The organism is Herpetosiphon llansteffanensis (assembly GCF_003205875.1).
In the GTDB taxonomy this organism is placed as follows: domain Bacteria; phylum Chloroflexota; class Chloroflexia; order Chloroflexales; family Herpetosiphonaceae; genus Herpetosiphon; species Herpetosiphon llansteffanensis.
Genome location: NZ_PUBZ01000120.1, coordinates 20,309 through 36,068, shown reverse-complemented (window position 1 = coordinate 36,068; position 15,760 = coordinate 20,309). Strand labels below are relative to the sequence as shown.

General features: G+C 51.1%; 13 protein-coding genes. 10 read left to right on the top strand and 3 right to left on the bottom strand.

The window, feature by feature from the left end:
- From C5S61_RS26915 to C5S61_RS19310, 3 genes are all read left to right on the top strand, one after another.
- On the top strand, window positions 1-784 hold a 784-nt coding region (locus C5S61_RS26915; RefSeq protein ID WP_164689650.1), incomplete at its 5' end, for a hypothetical protein.
- Window positions 785-873: 89 nt separating this feature from the next.
- Complete coding sequence (locus C5S61_RS19315; protein ID WP_110517643.1) at window positions 874-1,686, top strand: hypothetical protein; 813 nt, start codon at window positions 874-876, stop codon at window positions 1,684-1,686.
- A gap of 3 nt (window positions 1,687-1,689) precedes the next feature.
- Window positions 1,690-2,082, top strand: a complete 393-nt coding sequence (locus tag C5S61_RS19310; RefSeq protein WP_110517641.1) for a hypothetical protein — start codon at window positions 1,690-1,692, stop codon at window positions 2,080-2,082.
- A gap of 31 nt (window positions 2,083-2,113) precedes the next feature.
- On the opposite strand, the gene C5S61_RS19305 is transcribed toward C5S61_RS19310, so the two are convergent.
- Window positions 2,114-2,680 carry a hypothetical protein gene (locus C5S61_RS19305; protein WP_110517639.1) on the bottom strand — a complete coding sequence of 189 codons (567 nt, stop codon included), beginning with the start codon at window positions 2,678-2,680 and terminating at the stop codon, window positions 2,114-2,116.
- A gap of 116 nt (window positions 2,681-2,796) precedes the next feature.
- Between C5S61_RS19305 and ppgK the strand changes: the two genes are divergently transcribed.
- The gene (ppgK, locus tag C5S61_RS19300) at window positions 2,797-3,540 is read left to right on the top strand and encodes a polyphosphate--glucose phosphotransferase (RefSeq protein WP_110517637.1); all 744 of its coding nucleotides are present in this window, start codon (window positions 2,797-2,799) and stop codon (window positions 3,538-3,540) included.
- Between the two features lie 28 nt (window positions 3,541-3,568).
- On the opposite strand, the gene purB is transcribed toward ppgK, so the two are convergent.
- Complete coding sequence (purB, locus tag C5S61_RS19295) at window positions 3,569-4,945, bottom strand: adenylosuccinate lyase (protein WP_110517635.1); 1,377 nt, start codon at window positions 4,943-4,945, stop codon at window positions 3,569-3,571.
- A gap of 457 nt (window positions 4,946-5,402) precedes the next feature.
- Between purB and rpsA the strand changes: the two genes are divergently transcribed.
- Together rpsA and C5S61_RS19285 are read left to right on the top strand one after the other, a co-directional pair.
- Entirely contained in the window at window positions 5,403-6,707 is a 1,305-nt protein-coding gene (rpsA, locus tag C5S61_RS19290) for a 30S ribosomal protein S1 (protein WP_240614535.1), read from the top strand.
- Window positions 6,708-7,018: 311 nt separating this feature from the next.
- Window positions 7,019-9,532 carry an ATP-dependent Clp protease ATP-binding subunit gene (locus tag C5S61_RS19285; protein ID WP_110517633.1) on the top strand — a complete coding sequence of 838 codons (2,514 nt, stop codon included), beginning with the start codon at window positions 7,019-7,021 and terminating at the stop codon, window positions 9,530-9,532.
- A gap of 66 nt (window positions 9,533-9,598) precedes the next feature.
- Here the strand turns inward: C5S61_RS19285 and C5S61_RS19280 are convergent, their stop codons facing one another.
- Window positions 9,599-10,402, bottom strand: a complete 804-nt coding sequence (locus C5S61_RS19280; protein WP_110517631.1) for a YceI family protein — start codon at window positions 10,400-10,402, stop codon at window positions 9,599-9,601.
- A 25-nt stretch (window positions 10,403-10,427) separates the two neighbouring features.
- On the opposite strand from C5S61_RS19280, the gene C5S61_RS19275 reads away from it, so the two are divergent.
- The 4 genes from C5S61_RS19275 to C5S61_RS19260 all read left to right on the top strand — a co-directional run bounded on the left by C5S61_RS19275 (window position 10,428) and on the right by C5S61_RS19260 (window position 15,751).
- On the top strand, window positions 10,428-11,381 hold the full coding sequence (locus C5S61_RS19275; protein WP_110517629.1) for a phosphotransferase enzyme family protein: 954 nt from the start codon (window positions 10,428-10,430) through the stop codon (window positions 11,379-11,381).
- 211 nt (window positions 11,382-11,592) lie between these two features.
- A complete protein-coding gene (locus C5S61_RS19270; RefSeq protein WP_054535207.1) occupies window positions 11,593-12,726 on the top strand; it encodes a cystathionine gamma-synthase in 1,134 nt (377 codons plus the stop codon).
- 95 nt (window positions 12,727-12,821) lie between these two features.
- The gene (locus C5S61_RS19265) at window positions 12,822-13,868 is read left to right on the top strand and encodes a TPM domain-containing protein (protein ID WP_164689648.1); all 1,047 of its coding nucleotides are present in this window, start codon (window positions 12,822-12,824) and stop codon (window positions 13,866-13,868) included.
- A complete protein-coding gene (locus C5S61_RS19260; protein ID WP_110517625.1) occupies window positions 13,862-15,751 on the top strand; it encodes a coiled-coil domain-containing protein in 1,890 nt (629 codons plus the stop codon). Before C5S61_RS19265 ends, C5S61_RS19260 begins: the two co-directional genes overlap by 7 nt.
- Window positions 15,752-15,760: the final 9 nt, after the last annotated feature.

The window sequence follows — 15,760 nt, the reverse complement described above, 5'->3', positions numbered from 1 at the left end:
CGGCGGTGGCGGTGGTGGTGAAACCAGCCAAAGCCCAATGTCACCAGATCAAGTCTTCAATGATAAATACATGGGCGATTTGGTCGGCCAACAATTCCAAGGTGCTGGCAACCCTGAGTTGAACTCAGCCATGGAATTGCTCACCAGTGGCAACGCGACTCCTGAACAAGTCGAAGAAGCCCTGAAGAAGATTGCCGCAGCCCGTGGCTTGCCAATCGAAAAAGTTCAAGCCGACTATGCCAAGTTCCTTGAATTGCGCGATCAAGCAGCCAAAACTGGCGCAGCCAACGGTCAATCAGCAGTCGAATCAATCAACCAAACCTTCCACGGCGATTTCATGGGCAGCACCTCAAGCTTGCGCTATGGTAAAGTCGTCGGCGACGTATTGGGCATCGACCCAGTATTTGCTTCGATGCTCAACCCAAGCGGTGGCTTGGTTGGCCCTGGTAACAAGGCAATTGACTTGGGCGATTCACCAGTCAGCTATCACGGCGCAGTCCACGATGCTGCTGGCTACCTCTTCAACTATCACGACAGTGGCCCAGGCTACAACTACCTTGGCTTGGAACGCCGCGACACGGCCAACCCATTGACCGGCCAAGAATCTGGTATTCGCTACTGGAACGAAAAAATGGGCAACACCGGCATCGGTGCGACCATCAGTAACGGCGCTGGCAGCTTGATTGGCAAAGCCCAAGATGCAGTCAATTGGTTCGGCGATGTCAAAAAGGATGTGCAAAATACCTGGGGTGGAGTCAAAGATTGGTTCTCCAAAACCTTCTAGGTAATCCTTAAGCTTAATCGTATAATGGGCAGTGGCTTGGACGTTGTTGCAACGCCGATCCACTGCCCATTTCAGCAGGAGGCCAGAAGATGGCACAAACACGCGAATTAACCTACCCATTGCAGTTCAGCACTGCTCAATTTTCGTATCTCTTGGGGATGGTTCATGCTCAAAATGTGATCGGTGGCGATGATGCTGCTTTGTTCCCAGCTGATCCGGCCCAGCGCCAAGCGCAATGGGATCAGGGTTTGGCTGAGCTTCAAGCCGATCAGTGGATTGTTTGGGATGAGGCTGCTGGCCATTTTTCCATGACCGATCCTTTGATGATGGTGATTGCAACCGTTGCCGAACCAGATCTGGTGGTGGTCAGTGAATGGCAACATCGCGCAAGTGGCCGCCAAGGCGTAAGCCATTATTTCTCGCCCAGCGGTATCATCGAAATGAGCTTGGTCGGCGGCCAATATACCTTGGTTGCCCTCACCAACATCGATGTGATGACCGAACGCTTGGCCCATAGTTTGGGCTATCAAGATAGTGCTCAGCCAGATGCTGGCTTCAACTTCCCCCGCGAATTGGTCGAGCAAGCCAAAGATAATCCCGACCCACGTTGGTTGGCGCAACAAGGCCTAGCGCCCGAAGCAGCCCAATATTTTGCCGAAACCTTGCAAGCAACTGCTAGCCGCGGCACGGTGACGATTTTGCGCACGATTGAGGCCAAAGCTGTGGGCATGCGCTTGGTGGGTGCATTAATTGGCGCTGGTGGTCAACAATGGCTCGCCCTGCCCCACCCCAATCAAACAATCGACTACTTTACGGCAACCACTGCCAATTTTATGGGCGTAACTGCATCGTTGATCAACGAGTTGCTCAATACGCCAATTGAAGAGCTAGTGGCTGGCTAGGCTATGAAGATTGTTCGTTTGTGGCTGCTGTTTAGTCTGTTATTAATCAGCCTTGCTGGTTGTGGTGGTGATGACATGGATAAAGTGCATATTCGAATTCGCAACGATAGCGACATCGATATTGAGAATTTTTGGCTTGGTGCTGGCGGGGTTGGCCAAGAAACTACGCCCTATGGCGCAATTAGCTCTGGCCATATTACCGAGTATCAGGCTCACGAGCCAGTGCTTGCCAACTATCGCAAGATGAATTTCGTCACTGTCGATGGCAAACAATATCTCGATGTAATTTACCCCGAAAAGCATGTTGGTACGCCTGAGTTGGCTCCTGGCTACTACACATTTTCGTATGCGTTGGAAAACGATAAGCCAGTGCTGACGTTAACCAAAGATAAATAATAACGCTACATAATGTGCTGACACCGCAGTTTTATGCATTACTGCGGTGTTTTTTTATGCGCTGCCAAAGATAAATCAAGCCGACTGCTACCAATACCACAAAGCTGCCATTAACAAACAGCCACTTGCTGGCACTCAACCACGGCGTGAGCCAATCGATAATTGGTGTGCGCTCAGGATAACGACCCATCACCAGCGCTGCGCCACAATTTTCTGCATAATCAAGCCCTAAACCGATAATTGGTACCAGATTCAGCAAGCGCCAATTGCTGTTTGCAGCAAACGCGCGTTGGCCCAACCAACTAATGGCGGTGGCCAAAAACAGCGTATAAGCCAAGGGCCAAATCAGATCAAAGCTAAACCGCGCCGCAACATATTCAGCCCGACCTTCTGGGCCATAGGCTTCGGCAAACCGATACAAATCGTCAGCACTGTAGAATAAACTACTATCCGGCGAACCAACATTGGCGCTATATTGCTGCGACTTTTGCGCTTGTTGCGGCAATACAAAGCCCAAAAAACCAGCGAAAATTGCCAGCCCAACCAGTACCAGCCAACCCTTGCTCTGGCGTTCAAGCCAGCGCGAAAATCTACGCATTGCAATGCTCCAACTAAGCTACTCGTTATTGCTACGCACAAACCGCCCGCTTGGATCGGACTTCAAGGCATAGTCTGTGCTTGCATTGATTAAGCTACTTTGCGGGAGGATTATGCATGCAGATTTTAGGCCTCGATATTGGCGGCACGGGGATTAAAGCGGCTCCGGTCGATTGTAAAACTGGCAAATTATTGGCCGAGGTGCAGCGCCGCGACACGCCGCAGCCTGCCACGCCCGACTCTGTGCTCGAAGTTGTGCAAGAATTGGTTGATCATTTTACTTGGCAAGGGCCAATTGGCTGTGGCTTTCCGGCGGTGGTGCAGCGTGGAATTGTGCGTACGGCCTCAAATATTGATCAACGTTGGTTGCATTGCGAGGTGGCAGCGCGCTTCAGCAAACATTTTGATCGTGAAGTAACCGTCATCAACGATGCTGATGCTGCTGGCCTAGCCGAAATTACCTTTGGTGCAGGCCGCGAAGTGATGGGCACGTTGCTGATGCTGACATTGGGCACAGGCATTGGCACTGCACTCTTCCATGATCACGATTTATTGCCCAATTTGGAGCTTGGCCAGATTATCGTGCGTGGCAAACCAGGCCACGAGTGGGCTGCTGCCAGCGTACGCGAAGATCAAAACCAAAGCTGGGAGCAATGGGCGCAAGGCGTGGAGCTATTTTTGCAAACAATCGAAGTGATGCTCTGGCCCGATTTAATTATTCTTGGTGGTGGTGTGAGCAAAGATGCTGATCAATTTCTGGATCGGATTCGGATTCGGGCCAAATTAGTGCCAGCCCGCTTGACCAACGATGCTGGAATTATTGGCGCTGCCTTGTTTGCGGCACAAGCAAGCCCCGAATAACAGTGCTGCGCTTCGGGGCTAAGCGAATTTAAATCTTCTTGCGGGCCAGCTTGGCGGCTAAGCCGATGTAGGTTTCTGGGCGTAATGCATGCAATTCCTCACGCACTTCGGGTCGCACATCAAGCTCGTCGATAAAACTATGCAAATCTTCGAGCGTAATTTGGCGACCGCGAGCCAGCTTTTTCATGGCTTCGTATGGCTCTGGGTAGCGCTCGCGGCGCAAAATTGTTTGAATTGCTTCGGTGAGCACTTCAGGATGGCTGGCCAACTCGGCGTAGGCTTTGTCGGCGTTGAAGGCCAATTTGCGCAAGCCTTTGAGCAAGCGTTGATAGGCAAACAAACTATGGCCGAATGCTACGCCCAAATTGCGCAATACCGTGCTATCTGAGAGATCTCGTTGCAAGCGCGAAATTGGCAACTTGCGGCCAAAAAATTCGAGCAAGCTATTGGCAAGCAACAAATTGCCTTCTGCATTTTCAAAGTCAATCGGATTAACTTTGTGCGGCATCGTCGATGAGCCAACTTCGCCAGCCACGCTTGCTTGGCCAAACACCGAATCGGAAATGTAGCGCCACATATCTTGCGAAAGATCAACCAAAATCGTGTTGACGCGGCGCAACGCATCGCCAACCTCAACCACGCTATCGTGAGGCTCGATTTGGGTGCTCAGCAGGGTTGGTTCCAAGCCCAAAAACTTCACAAACGCCGAGCTAAATGTGATCCAGTCAACATCGGGCAAGGCGGCGTGATGGGCAGCAAACGTGCCAGTTGCCCCATTCAGTTTGCCAGTTAAACGGATATGCACCAATTGCTCGATTGCGCGGTTGACGCGTGCTGCAAAGACTGCAATTTCTTTGCCCATCGTAGTTGGGGTGGCTGGTTGGCCGTGGGTTTTGGCCAATAATGGTGCTTCCGCATGCTCAATTTGCATATCACGCAATTGGCCGAGAATGTGGCCCAAAGCTGGCAACAGCACAACATCGCGTGATTCTTGCACCATCAAGGCATAGGCTAGATTGTTGACATCTTCCGAAGTCAGCGCAAAGTGCACCGCCTCTTTATACTGGCCAAGCCCAAACTTATCGAGCTTTTCGCGCAGCCAATATTCGACAGCCTTCACATCGTGGTTGACTTTGCGATCCCATGTGGCAATTGCGATTGCATCTTCAACGCTAAATTGACGATATAAATTGCGTAACGCGCCAGCCAACTGACCATCGATGCCTTCGATCAGGCCAATTCGTGGTGCGCGTGCCAAAAATAATAAATATTCAACTTCAACCCGCACGCGATAGCGCCATAAAGCGGCTTCGCTAAAATGACCACTAAGCGCCTCAACATCTTTACGATAGCGGCCATCAAGCGGCCCAATCGCCAGTAAAGCCTGTTGATTAATCTCGCTCATGAGAATCCTCACTATGCTTGGATAGAATTAAATGCACTCCATTGTAGATCAAAAGTATGAAGAACAAAGAGCATAGAGCAGAGAACATAGGAGTTGGGGATCGGATGTTGGGGACTGGGGATCGGGTTTTAACGCGGCGATGCAGATAATAAGGAAGGCTATGGGCTTTTGGCTGATGGCTATGGGAAATTAATAATCTGAGCCAATCTGTGCAATCCGTAGCTAAACAGAAATTAGGCTTCGTGGAATTCGTGGCTAAAAAATCTAGCCTTTGGGTACATTGTGAGCTTCGCGGTTGCCGTTCTTCGTGTCCTTCGTGTCCTTCGTGGATCAACAACCGATCCCCACATCTAAAAAAACCTTGCCTTTTGGATACTGCTTCTGTATAATTTTGATATCGGGTTCACGCTGTCCGCCCTTCCTCGGGAATCCTCTTTTGGCAAAAGGACGACGCATTATGGACGAGCAAACAAAACCGGGCATGGATCAATCTGATGTGCTTCCTAGCACAGGATTGGACGCGACCCCAGAGGCCGATCAGTTTAGCGATGATGATCGTGCTTTGCTGGAGGCCTATCTCCGTGATCCAGCCCACGATTATCGCAATCTCAAGTATGGTGATTCGGTCGATGGCACGATTGTTCGCGTTGATCGCGACGAGGTGCTAGTCGATATTGGCTCCAAGTCTGAGGGCGTGGTGCCAGGTCGCGAGATGACCAGTCTGTCGTCGGAAGAACGCGCCGAACTCAAGGTTGGCGATGTCTTGCTTGTTACAGTCGTTCAAACCGAAGACGCTGAAGGGCGTATCGTGTTGTCGATCGATAAAGCACGCCAAGAAAAGAGCTGGCGCGCCTTGCAAGTCAACCATGAAGCTGGCGATGTGATTCACGCTGCCGTGACCAACTACAACAAAGGTGGTCTGTTGGTCAACCTAACCGGCGTACGTGGTTTTGTGCCATCATCGCAGGTCAGCAGTGTTAGTCGTGGCTCCGATGTGCAAAAACAATCGGATATGGCGAAACTGGTTGGCCAAACCTTGCCGCTCAAAATCATCGAAATCAATCGCTCACGCAATCGCCTGATTTTATCCGAGCGCCAAGCAGTTCAAGAAGTGCGCGATTCACGCAAGGATCAGCTGCTCGAAAAATTGGAACCAGGCGCGGTGCGCAGTGGTCGCGTGACCAGCCTCTGCGATTTCGGGGCCTTTGTCGATATTGGCGGGGCTGATGGGTTGGTGCACCTTTCAGAGCTTTCGTGGAGTCGCGTCAAGCATCCAGAGGAAGTGCTAAAAGTTGGCGATGCAGTCAATGTGTATATTTTAAGCGTTGACGAAGATAAAAAACGCATTGCCTTGAGCATCAAACGTACCCAAGCCGAGCCTTGGACAACCGTTACCGACCGCTATCAAATTGGCCAAGCTGTTTCTGGCGTTGTGACCCAACTCACAGCGTTTGGCGCGTTTGTGCGGCTCGAAGATGGCATCGAAGGTCTGATCCACATCTCAGAAATGAGCGATGAACGGATTCAGCACCCGCGCGATGTCATCAACGAAGGCGATACGGTTTCAGCGCGCATTATTCGCATCGATCCATCGCGTAAGCGCATTGGCTTGAGCATGCGCAATGGTAGCAGCGAAGTAGCAGATACAGCAGAAGCAACCGACGCAGCAGAAGCAACGGCTGTAACCGAAGCAGCTGAGCCTGCAACTGCTGAATCAAGTGCTAACACCGAATCAACTGAGAGCGATGCTTCTGAAGCATAGTTGCTTGCAGGGACAAGGGTTGATAAAACCCTCATTATTCTCCTGCTGCGTGAGACATGCCCATTTCAAGCAAAACGCTAATAAAATGGGCATGTCTGATCCGTAGATAGTGATACAATTAAGGCACGACGCTTCCGATGCGGCACACCCATTGCCAAAGAATGAAGCCGAGATGCTGCCCCAGTTTCGAGAGCACTCCCAATCAGCATTGTACGACCTATCGACACCTAGCAGCATCGACTATTGTCATAGATAACACGCCAAGGCTTAATCTTACTTATCCTAAGGTTGCCTTGCTTTGGAGCAAACATATGGGTGCATACGACAAAATGAGCCGCCGCGCTAAGCAAGTGATGAGCTTTGCCCAAGAAGAGGCGCGAGCGTTTAATCATCCCTATATCGGCACCGAGCATTTATTGCTGGGCTTGATTTTGGAAGGTGAAGGGGTCGCCGCTCGTGTGTTGGCTGAACTTGGTGTTACCATCACAAAAGCACGGAATGCTGTTGAATTTATTGTTGGGCATGGCGATGGCCCACGCTCAACCTCAGAAATTGATTTAACCGCCCGGGCGAAAAAAGTTTTTGAGTATGCTATCGATGAAGCTCGCAAACTCAATCATACCTACATCAGCACTGAACATATTTTGCTTGGTTTGGTGCGCAATGCAGAAGGTGTCGCCACCGGTGTGCTCGAAATTATGAATGTTGGGCTTGACCAAGTGCGCACTCAAGTGATGCGTATGATGCGTCAAGGCGTTGGCGGCAGCAGCACACCAAGCCCAAGCGCTGGTGGCGAACGCCAAGCCAAACAAAGCAAAACGCCCTATCTCGATGCCCTTTCAACCGATTTGACCGAGTTGGCCGAAGCTGGCCGCCTCGATCCTGTGGTTGGGCGCAAAGATGAAATTGAGCGCGTGATTCAAATTTTGTCACGCCGTACCAAAAATAACCCTGCCCTCATCGGCGAACCTGGGGTTGGGAAAACCGCAATCGCTGAAGGCTTGGCCCAAAGAATTGTTGCCGATGATGTTCCAGATTCTCTCAAAGGCAAGCGTTTGGTAACGCTTGATATGGGTGCTTTGGTGGCTGGAACCAAATATCGCGGGCAATTCGAAGAGCGCCTCAAGCGGGTTGTTGACGAAATTAAAGAAAGCCGCTGTATTCTCTTCATCGATGAATTCCATACGATTATTGGCGCTGGCGGAGCTGAAGGCACGCTCGATGCCGCCAATATTCTCAAACCAGCGCTTTCACGCGGCGAATTGCAATGTATCGGCGCAACCACCCTCGATGAGTTCCGCAAATATATTGAAAAAGATGCAGCGCTCGAACGCCGTTTCCAACCAGTAATGGTCGATGAACCAACCATCGAGGAAACAATCGAAATCTTGCGTGGGATCAAAACTCGCTACGAAGATTTCCATCAATTGCAAATTGAAGATGAAGCGATTACTGCCGCCGCCGTGCTCAGTGCTCGCTACGTTCCCGACCGTTTCTTGCCCGATAAAGCGATCGACTTGATTGACGAAGCTTCGTCACGGGTGCGCATGTATCGCTCAGCCACGCCATCAGCTTTGCGCGATGCCTTGCGTGGGCTTGATGCGATTCGCAAGGAAAAAGACGCAGCGCTTGAAGAAGGGCAATTCGAAGTCGTGCAAGATCTGCGGATTCGCGAAGAGCGCATGCTCCAACGCATCACCGATCTTGAGGACGAAGAAGAAAAGAGCCGTGGCTCTGAACAACGCAAGGGCAAGCCCTACGTTACCCAAGAAGATATTGCTGAAGTTGTAGCAATGTGGACTGGGATTCCGGTGATGCGCTTAGCTAGCGAAGAAACCGAGCGGCTCATGAAGATGGAAGATTATCTGCATGAGCGGGTAATTGGCCAAGAAGAACCAATTTCGACTATTGCTCGGGCTGTGCGGCGTGCCCGCGCAGGCTTGAAAGATCCCAAGCGCCCAATTGGCTCGTTCATTTTCTTGGGGCCAACCGGGGTTGGTAAAACTTTGCTTGCCAAGGCCTTGGCTGAGTTTATGTTTGGCTCAGAAGATGCCTTGATCAAAATCGATATGTCGGAATTCCAAGAACGCTTCAATACGTCGCGTTTGGTCGGCTCGCCTCCAGGCTACGTCGGCTATGGCGAAGGCGGTCAATTGACCGATGCTGTGCGTCGTCGCCCCTATAGCGTGGTGCTGTTCGACGAAATCGAAAAAGCCCATCCCGATACTTTCAACTTGCTGTTGCAAGTGTTGGAAGATGGCAACTTGACCGACGGCAAAGGTCGGCGGGTCGATTTCCGCAATACCGTGATTATTATGACTTCGAACGTCGGGACTGAGCAAATTCGCCGTGGTTCGCGGATTGGCTTTGGTGGCAATCGCAACACAATCGATATTGAGGACACGCGCAAGAAGGTCGACGACGAACTGAAGCGCATGTTCCGCCCAGAATTTCTCAATCGGATTGATGGGACGATCATTTTCCACCCATTGACCGATATTGAGATTCGCAACATCGCGCGCTTGGAAGTCAACCGCGTGCGCAAGCAATTGGTCGATCATCAAATTGATCTGTTGGTAACTGATGAAACCTTGGATCTGTTGGCCAAACGCGGCTACGACCCAACCTATGGCGCTCGTCCATTGCGCCGCGTCATCACCAATATGATCGAAGATGGCTTGGCTGAAGGCTTGCTGCAAGGTCGCTTCAAAGATGGCGATAAGATTCATATCGAGCTTGAGGATAACGAAGTGGTCTTGCGTACTGAACGTGAGGCCGCCGAGTTGGAAAATCCCAGCGTCGAGCCAGAAGCCGAATTAGTCTAATTGGAACCAACAAAATCGCCCTGATCATTACGATCAGGGCGATTTTACATTTCCTCGTCAAATCAATTATTGAGCAACCGCCTTGGCAACCAAATCCAAGGTCAACAAGACTTCATCTTCGGCCTTGAGCATGCCGCCAATATCAGGAGCATCGACGTTGAAGCTGCTCATGTTGAATTTGGTCGTGGCTTTACCGGTCAAGGTATCGCCATTCAAGGTTGCGGTCACATCGAAGGTCATTGGGTTGGTAGTATCATGAATCGTCATATCGCCAGTGATTTTGAAGGTAAATTCGACACCTTCTTTGAGATCGCTTGGCAAGTCGCTAATTACTGCATTCTTGAACACAGCATTAGGATATTGCGATGACTCCAGCCATTCGCGGCGAATTGCATTGTCGCGGCGTTCGCTATCTGATTGCAATTGGCTGATGTCGACGACAATTTCGCCAACTTGTGAGTTAGCTGGGGTTGCCGTATCGATCAAAATATCGCCAGCGATGGCTTTGGTTACGCCAACTGCATCAACGATTTGGTTATCTTTCAAGAAGGTTTCGCGCACTTGATAGCTAGCACTTGATTGGCTGGCATCAATGCGGTAGATTTTAGCACCAGCAGCGGCTGGCTGTGAAGCATCTGTGGTTGGTTCAGTGCCGGTTGTGGCGGTCGCAGCTGCGCTGCTATCGCTGGCGGTGGTTGGAGTTGCTGGCGCGGCAGCAGTCGTTGGAGCCGTGGTTGGCAAGACCAAGGTTGCGGCTACTGGTGTGCTCGTCGATACCTCTACATCCGATGTGAGCCACAAGCTATAGGCAATAACACCAATGATTGCGACGGCAATCACGCCGCCGATAATTAAACCAATTTTCTTCATCGAATAATCCTTTCGTGAGTAAATTATGCAACAACTCGATCTTTTGTGGGAAACTGGCGATGCCAATCAAGCGCTACAACAACGCTTTGGTTGGGATGCTGCCATTGCCAACGCGTGGGTGTCCGCGCTGCTCCACGAGCACTATGGCCTTGCTGAGATTCAAATTTTGCGTTGCAGCATTAGTGCTGGCAATGCAATTCTTTGGCTCAAACATGATGCTGATCGCTGGATTTTTAAAATCAGCGTTGATCATGGCCGCCATGCTCAAATCGAACAAAGTGTTGAGCTTCAACACTGGCTTTCAGTACAACAAATCTCTGTCCCGTTGATCGTCCCAAGCAAGGCTGGCCAACGAACGCTTAAGATTAACGAACGATGTGTATATCTCCAACAGTGGCTCGATGGCACGCCTCCTGACCCTGAGTCTACCCAACAGTTGTGGAGAATTGGTGAAGAAACTGCCAAGCTGCAACACATATTGGCAGCATATCCCGCTACTGCCGCTGTACCCGAAGTGCTGTTGCCATTAGATCAAGTCTGCATGGGCTTGGCTGCATGGTTGGGTGATACACCTGGAGCTGAGCCATTGCAACAACAGCTTAATCAACTAGCGCAACAAGGGCTTGAACATTTGCCGCGTGGCGTGTGCCATAACGATATTCGGGCCGCCAATCTATTGTTCAAAGGCGATAGGCTGCAAGCAGTTTTAGATTTTGAAGAAGTTGGTTGGCGCTGCTTTGTGCTGGAATTGGCGTGGACAGCAGTTCATGGCTTGACGCTGTATCGCAATTGGCAACCATGCACGGCGGCTCAGCAACAAGCAATTATCGCTGGCTATCAATCAATCCGGCCTTTGAATGCTGATGAACGAGCGATCTTGCCAAGCTTGTGTCGTTTACAAAGTCTTTACCTTTTATGTTCGCAAGGTTCTACAGCGTTGGATGCAGTTGAGCGCTTAAAAGAATTAAATTGGGATTAAAAATCACCCCTAAATCACCATCATGTGGGATGGCGTTTGGCCCGAATTGCGCTATACTGAAATCAAACCTTCTCCTCTCTCTTCTCTCCCACAAGCGGCTCCATTATGCGAGCCGTTTGTGGTTTTAGGCTCTTCCTTCACTCAACAAAAGCAGCGTGCTATAATCGCAAGTAGGCAATGTCGCCTTTTTTGCATACGAAGGAGCACACTTGTGGATTATGGCTTTGCAACCCGCGCCATCCATGCTGGGCAAGACCCAGAATCAGTAACCGGCGCAGTCATTGTGCCAATTTATCAGACTTCAACCTATGCCCAACGTGGCGTTGGCGACCATACAGGCTATGAATATTCGCGCACCGATAACCCAACCCGCACCGCGCTCCAAACATGTTTGGCCGCTTTGGAAGAGGCGAAACATGCTTTGGTGTTTGCTTCGGGCTTGGGCGCTTCGACAACCTTGATGCTGATGCTCAAAGCTGGCGATCATGTGATTTGTGGCGATGATGTCTATGGCGGAACCTATCGCTTGTTCCAACGGGTGATGACCGAGCATGGTCTGAGCTTTGATTTTGTTGATATGGCTGATCCTGAAGCAGTACGGGCGGCGATTAAGCCCAATACGCGCTTGATTTGGCTGGAAACTCCAACCAATCCGTTGTTGAAGCTGGCTCCGATTGCAGCGATTACGCGGGTTGCGCGTGAGCATGGCATTTGGACGATTGTCGATAATACCTTCGCCTCGCCCTACAACCAACGCCCAATTACCTTGGGGGCCGATATGGTTTTGCATAGCACGACCAAATATATCGGCGGCCATAGCGATGTGGTTGGCGGCGCAATTATGACCTCGAACGATGAGCTGTATGAGAAATTGAAGTTTTTGCAAAATGCTGCAGGCGCTGTACCAGGCCCATTTGATTGCTGGCTGGTACTGCGTGGGGTCAAAACCTTGAGCATTCGTATGCGCGAGCATGAACGCAACGCTTTGGCAATTGCCCAATTCTTAACCGAACATCCTGGGGTTGAAAAAGTGATTTACCCAGGTTTGCCATCGCACCCGCAACACAATTTGGCCCGCGAGCAAATGCGCGGCTTTGGTGGCATGATCTCGATTTTGCTCAAAGGTGGCGCTGAGGCAGCCAATGCCATGGTCACCAAAACCAAGCTTTTCACGCTCGCCGAGAGCCTTGGCGGTATTGAATCGTTGATTGAAGTGCCAGCTGGCATGACTCATATGAGCGTTGCTGGCTCGAAACTTGAAGTACCAGCCAATTTAGTGCGGCTTTCGGTAGGGATCGAAGATATTAATGATTTATTGCGCGACCTTGAGCAAGCACTTGCGTAGTAGTAACGGTAAGCCGCTATAGCCATGGCTTGGATTAGGCTATGGCATTCGCGCTTCCTAATCCAAGCTTGGTTCTTTCTTGTTGGAGGTTGGCTATGAAACAACGTCGCTGGAGCATAGTGATGCTCTGGATGCTCAGTTTGATGTTCTTTGCTTCGCCTAGTTTTGCCCAAAGCGGCAAAGTGGTGATCGATAACAACGGGGTTGATGTTGACGAAAGTCGGATCAATACCGCTGCCCGCCAATTAAGCGATAAAGGTGCATTGGTGGTCGTTGTGCTGACCGACAGCACTGGCGGCCAAAGTGAAACCGCTTATCTGGATAGCCGCCTGAAAGATCTGGGCATTGGCAATAGCTCAAAGGCGAGTGACCGCCCAAGTAATGTCTTGATCTACTATGTTTCGTTTGACCCACGTTATAGCTCGATTTTGCCAGGTAGCGCCTACAATCAGGCCTTGACGACTGGCAATCAATCGGATGCGATTCGCAATAATCAACTGAACGCAGGCTTGAAGGCCAACGATCCTACGCGGGGCTTGGTTGATGCGCTGACCGCTACCTCGCGGGTCATCAGCGACCCTGCTGGTGCTGCTTCGAGCAGTTCGCAGAGCAGCAGTAGCAGCAGCGGCATTGGCTCAAGCCTCGTCTGGGTTATTGTGATTATTGCCTTGGTGGCGATTGGTTTCTTTGTGGTGCCAGGCTTGCTCAAGCGCCGTTCAAGCCAAGCTGCCGAAGCAGGAGCGCAAGTCAATACGCGGGCACGCTTTGATCAAGCTAAGAAAAACGCTGGGGTTGCGATTGCTGACCTTGCGCAAGCAATGCGTGATGCAGGCGAAAAACAACGCTTCGACAAAATTAGCTATCCATCGACCCAAGCCAATGAATTAGAAAAGCGGCATCGGACTGCTGAAAGTAGCTTTACCCAAATCAAAGTTCAGTTTGATGATATTGGGGAACGAATTGATAACGTCGCCAATCCTTCAGTGACCGATTTGGAAGGCGCTGCTGGGGGCTACGATGGCATTACCAATCAAGTTCGTCAATTGACCAGCGAATTGCAAGCGATGGATGGCTTACGCAAAGAGCTTGATACGATTAACGCGCAAGCGCCAGCCGAGGTTGACCGCGCAAAAAAATGGTAACCGACGCTGCCGATTTGTTGCAACGCATCGGTGGACAACAGGCGCAAGCCCAAGTTGCCACGATTCAGCAACAAGTAATGCAGGCCGCTCAATCATTAGCAGCAAAACATGCTAACGATGCTCGGCAATCTGCGAGCGTAGCGTCGGAACAATTGATCAAACTTCAACCATTGCTTGATCGGCTTAAAAGCGCCGAAGCCCAACTCAAAGCCGCCGAAGAACATTTGCCAAGCATCACTGGCAAGCGTGCTGCTGGCGTAAAACAGTTGGTAGCTGAAGGCGAGCAAGTTTTGCAAAATGCCGCTGTGCAAATTAACCAAACTGATGCTAGCGATTTAGTTGATGAAGCTGAGCGGATTGCCCAACGTGCCTATAAACTTGGGCCTGATTTCGCCAGCACCCAACAATCGTTCAATCAACGGCTCGAAGCAGTTAATGCGCGTGGCCTCGAATTGAATGGTCGTTTGGAAGCAAGCCGCAACGAGTTTGCTGAAGTCAACCAATACGCGCCCGAATCGTGGAGCGATATTCGCGGCAATGGCAGCGAAGCAGCTTCAGCAGTCGCGCAAGCGCACCAACTTTGGCAAACAGCACAAGCCAAAATCGCCCCCGACCAAGATGATTGGGCTGGTGGCTTAGAAGAGTTGGAAACTGCCGAAGAGCGTTTGGTCTATGCCGACACCTTGTTGAATGCAATTAGCAAGCGTTTGGCCGATTTGCGCGAAGCTCAAAAAAGCGCAACCCACCAAATCGAAGATGCCAAGCGCGATATTAAACTTGGCTGGGGCTATGTGCGCAACAACGATGCTGATGTGGGCAAAGTGCCAGAAAAAGCCTTAACTCAGGCTGAATCGTTGCTGCAAAACGTCGAAAGCCAATTGACGCGCGAAAAGCCAAATTGGATTAGCGTGTTGCAACAGGTAACCCAAGCCCGCCAATATGCCGACCAAGCCTTGGCTGGTGCGCGTTCTGAAGTCGAAACCATGAACGCCAAGCGCGCCCAAGCCAAAGATTTGGCCAAAGCTGCGCAGGCAGAGCTTGGTAAATTGCAAAACTTTGCCCAGTTGCACCCAGTTGATGCCAAACCAGAGCATCGCAAAAAAATCGATGCCATTGGCCGCACCCTTTCTGAAGCCGATACCTCGCTGCTTTCAGCCGATCGCAACGAGGAAGAAGCGCGGGCTGGGGCCTTAGATTCGGCAATCGGTGGCTATAACACGGTCATCAGCCAAGCAGCGCCATTGTATAGCGCGATGTACGAAAGCTTCCAATCGTTGGAAGTGTTGCGGCGCGAAGCCTCGGAAGCGGTGCAAGTGGCCCAACAATCGCTCAACAACGCGAACCAATGGTATACCCAATATGGCCATGTCTTGCCCGCTAATTCGAATGGGCGTAGTTTGCTGAGCAAAGCGCAACAAACGCTGCGCCAGTATAATCCCAATGCTGATGCAGAAGAACTGAAAAAGATTGCGGCCAGTGCACGCGAAGCCAACGGCTATGCCCACGAAGCGGCCCAAATTATTCAAACTGCGTCGCAAAGTTATCAACAAAGCCATCAGCCACAGTATGGCGGCCAGTATCAAAGCGGCCACTATTCTGGTCGGCGCGATAATGATGTTGGCGATTTGCTGACTGGGATGTTTATTGGCTCGATGATGAATAGCGGTCGCGATCATCACCATGGTGGCGGTTGGGGCAGCGGTGGCGGTGGCTGGGGCGGTGGTAGCTCCGGCGGCGGCAGCATCTTTGATAACAACAGCTCAAGCGGCTCCGGTGACTCCGGCGGAGGTTGGGGTGGCATGTTTAGCGGCGGCGGCGACTCCGGCGGCGATTGGGGAGGCGGTGGCGATAGCAGCTCCGGCGATTCCGGCGGTAGTTGGTAAATACGCAAC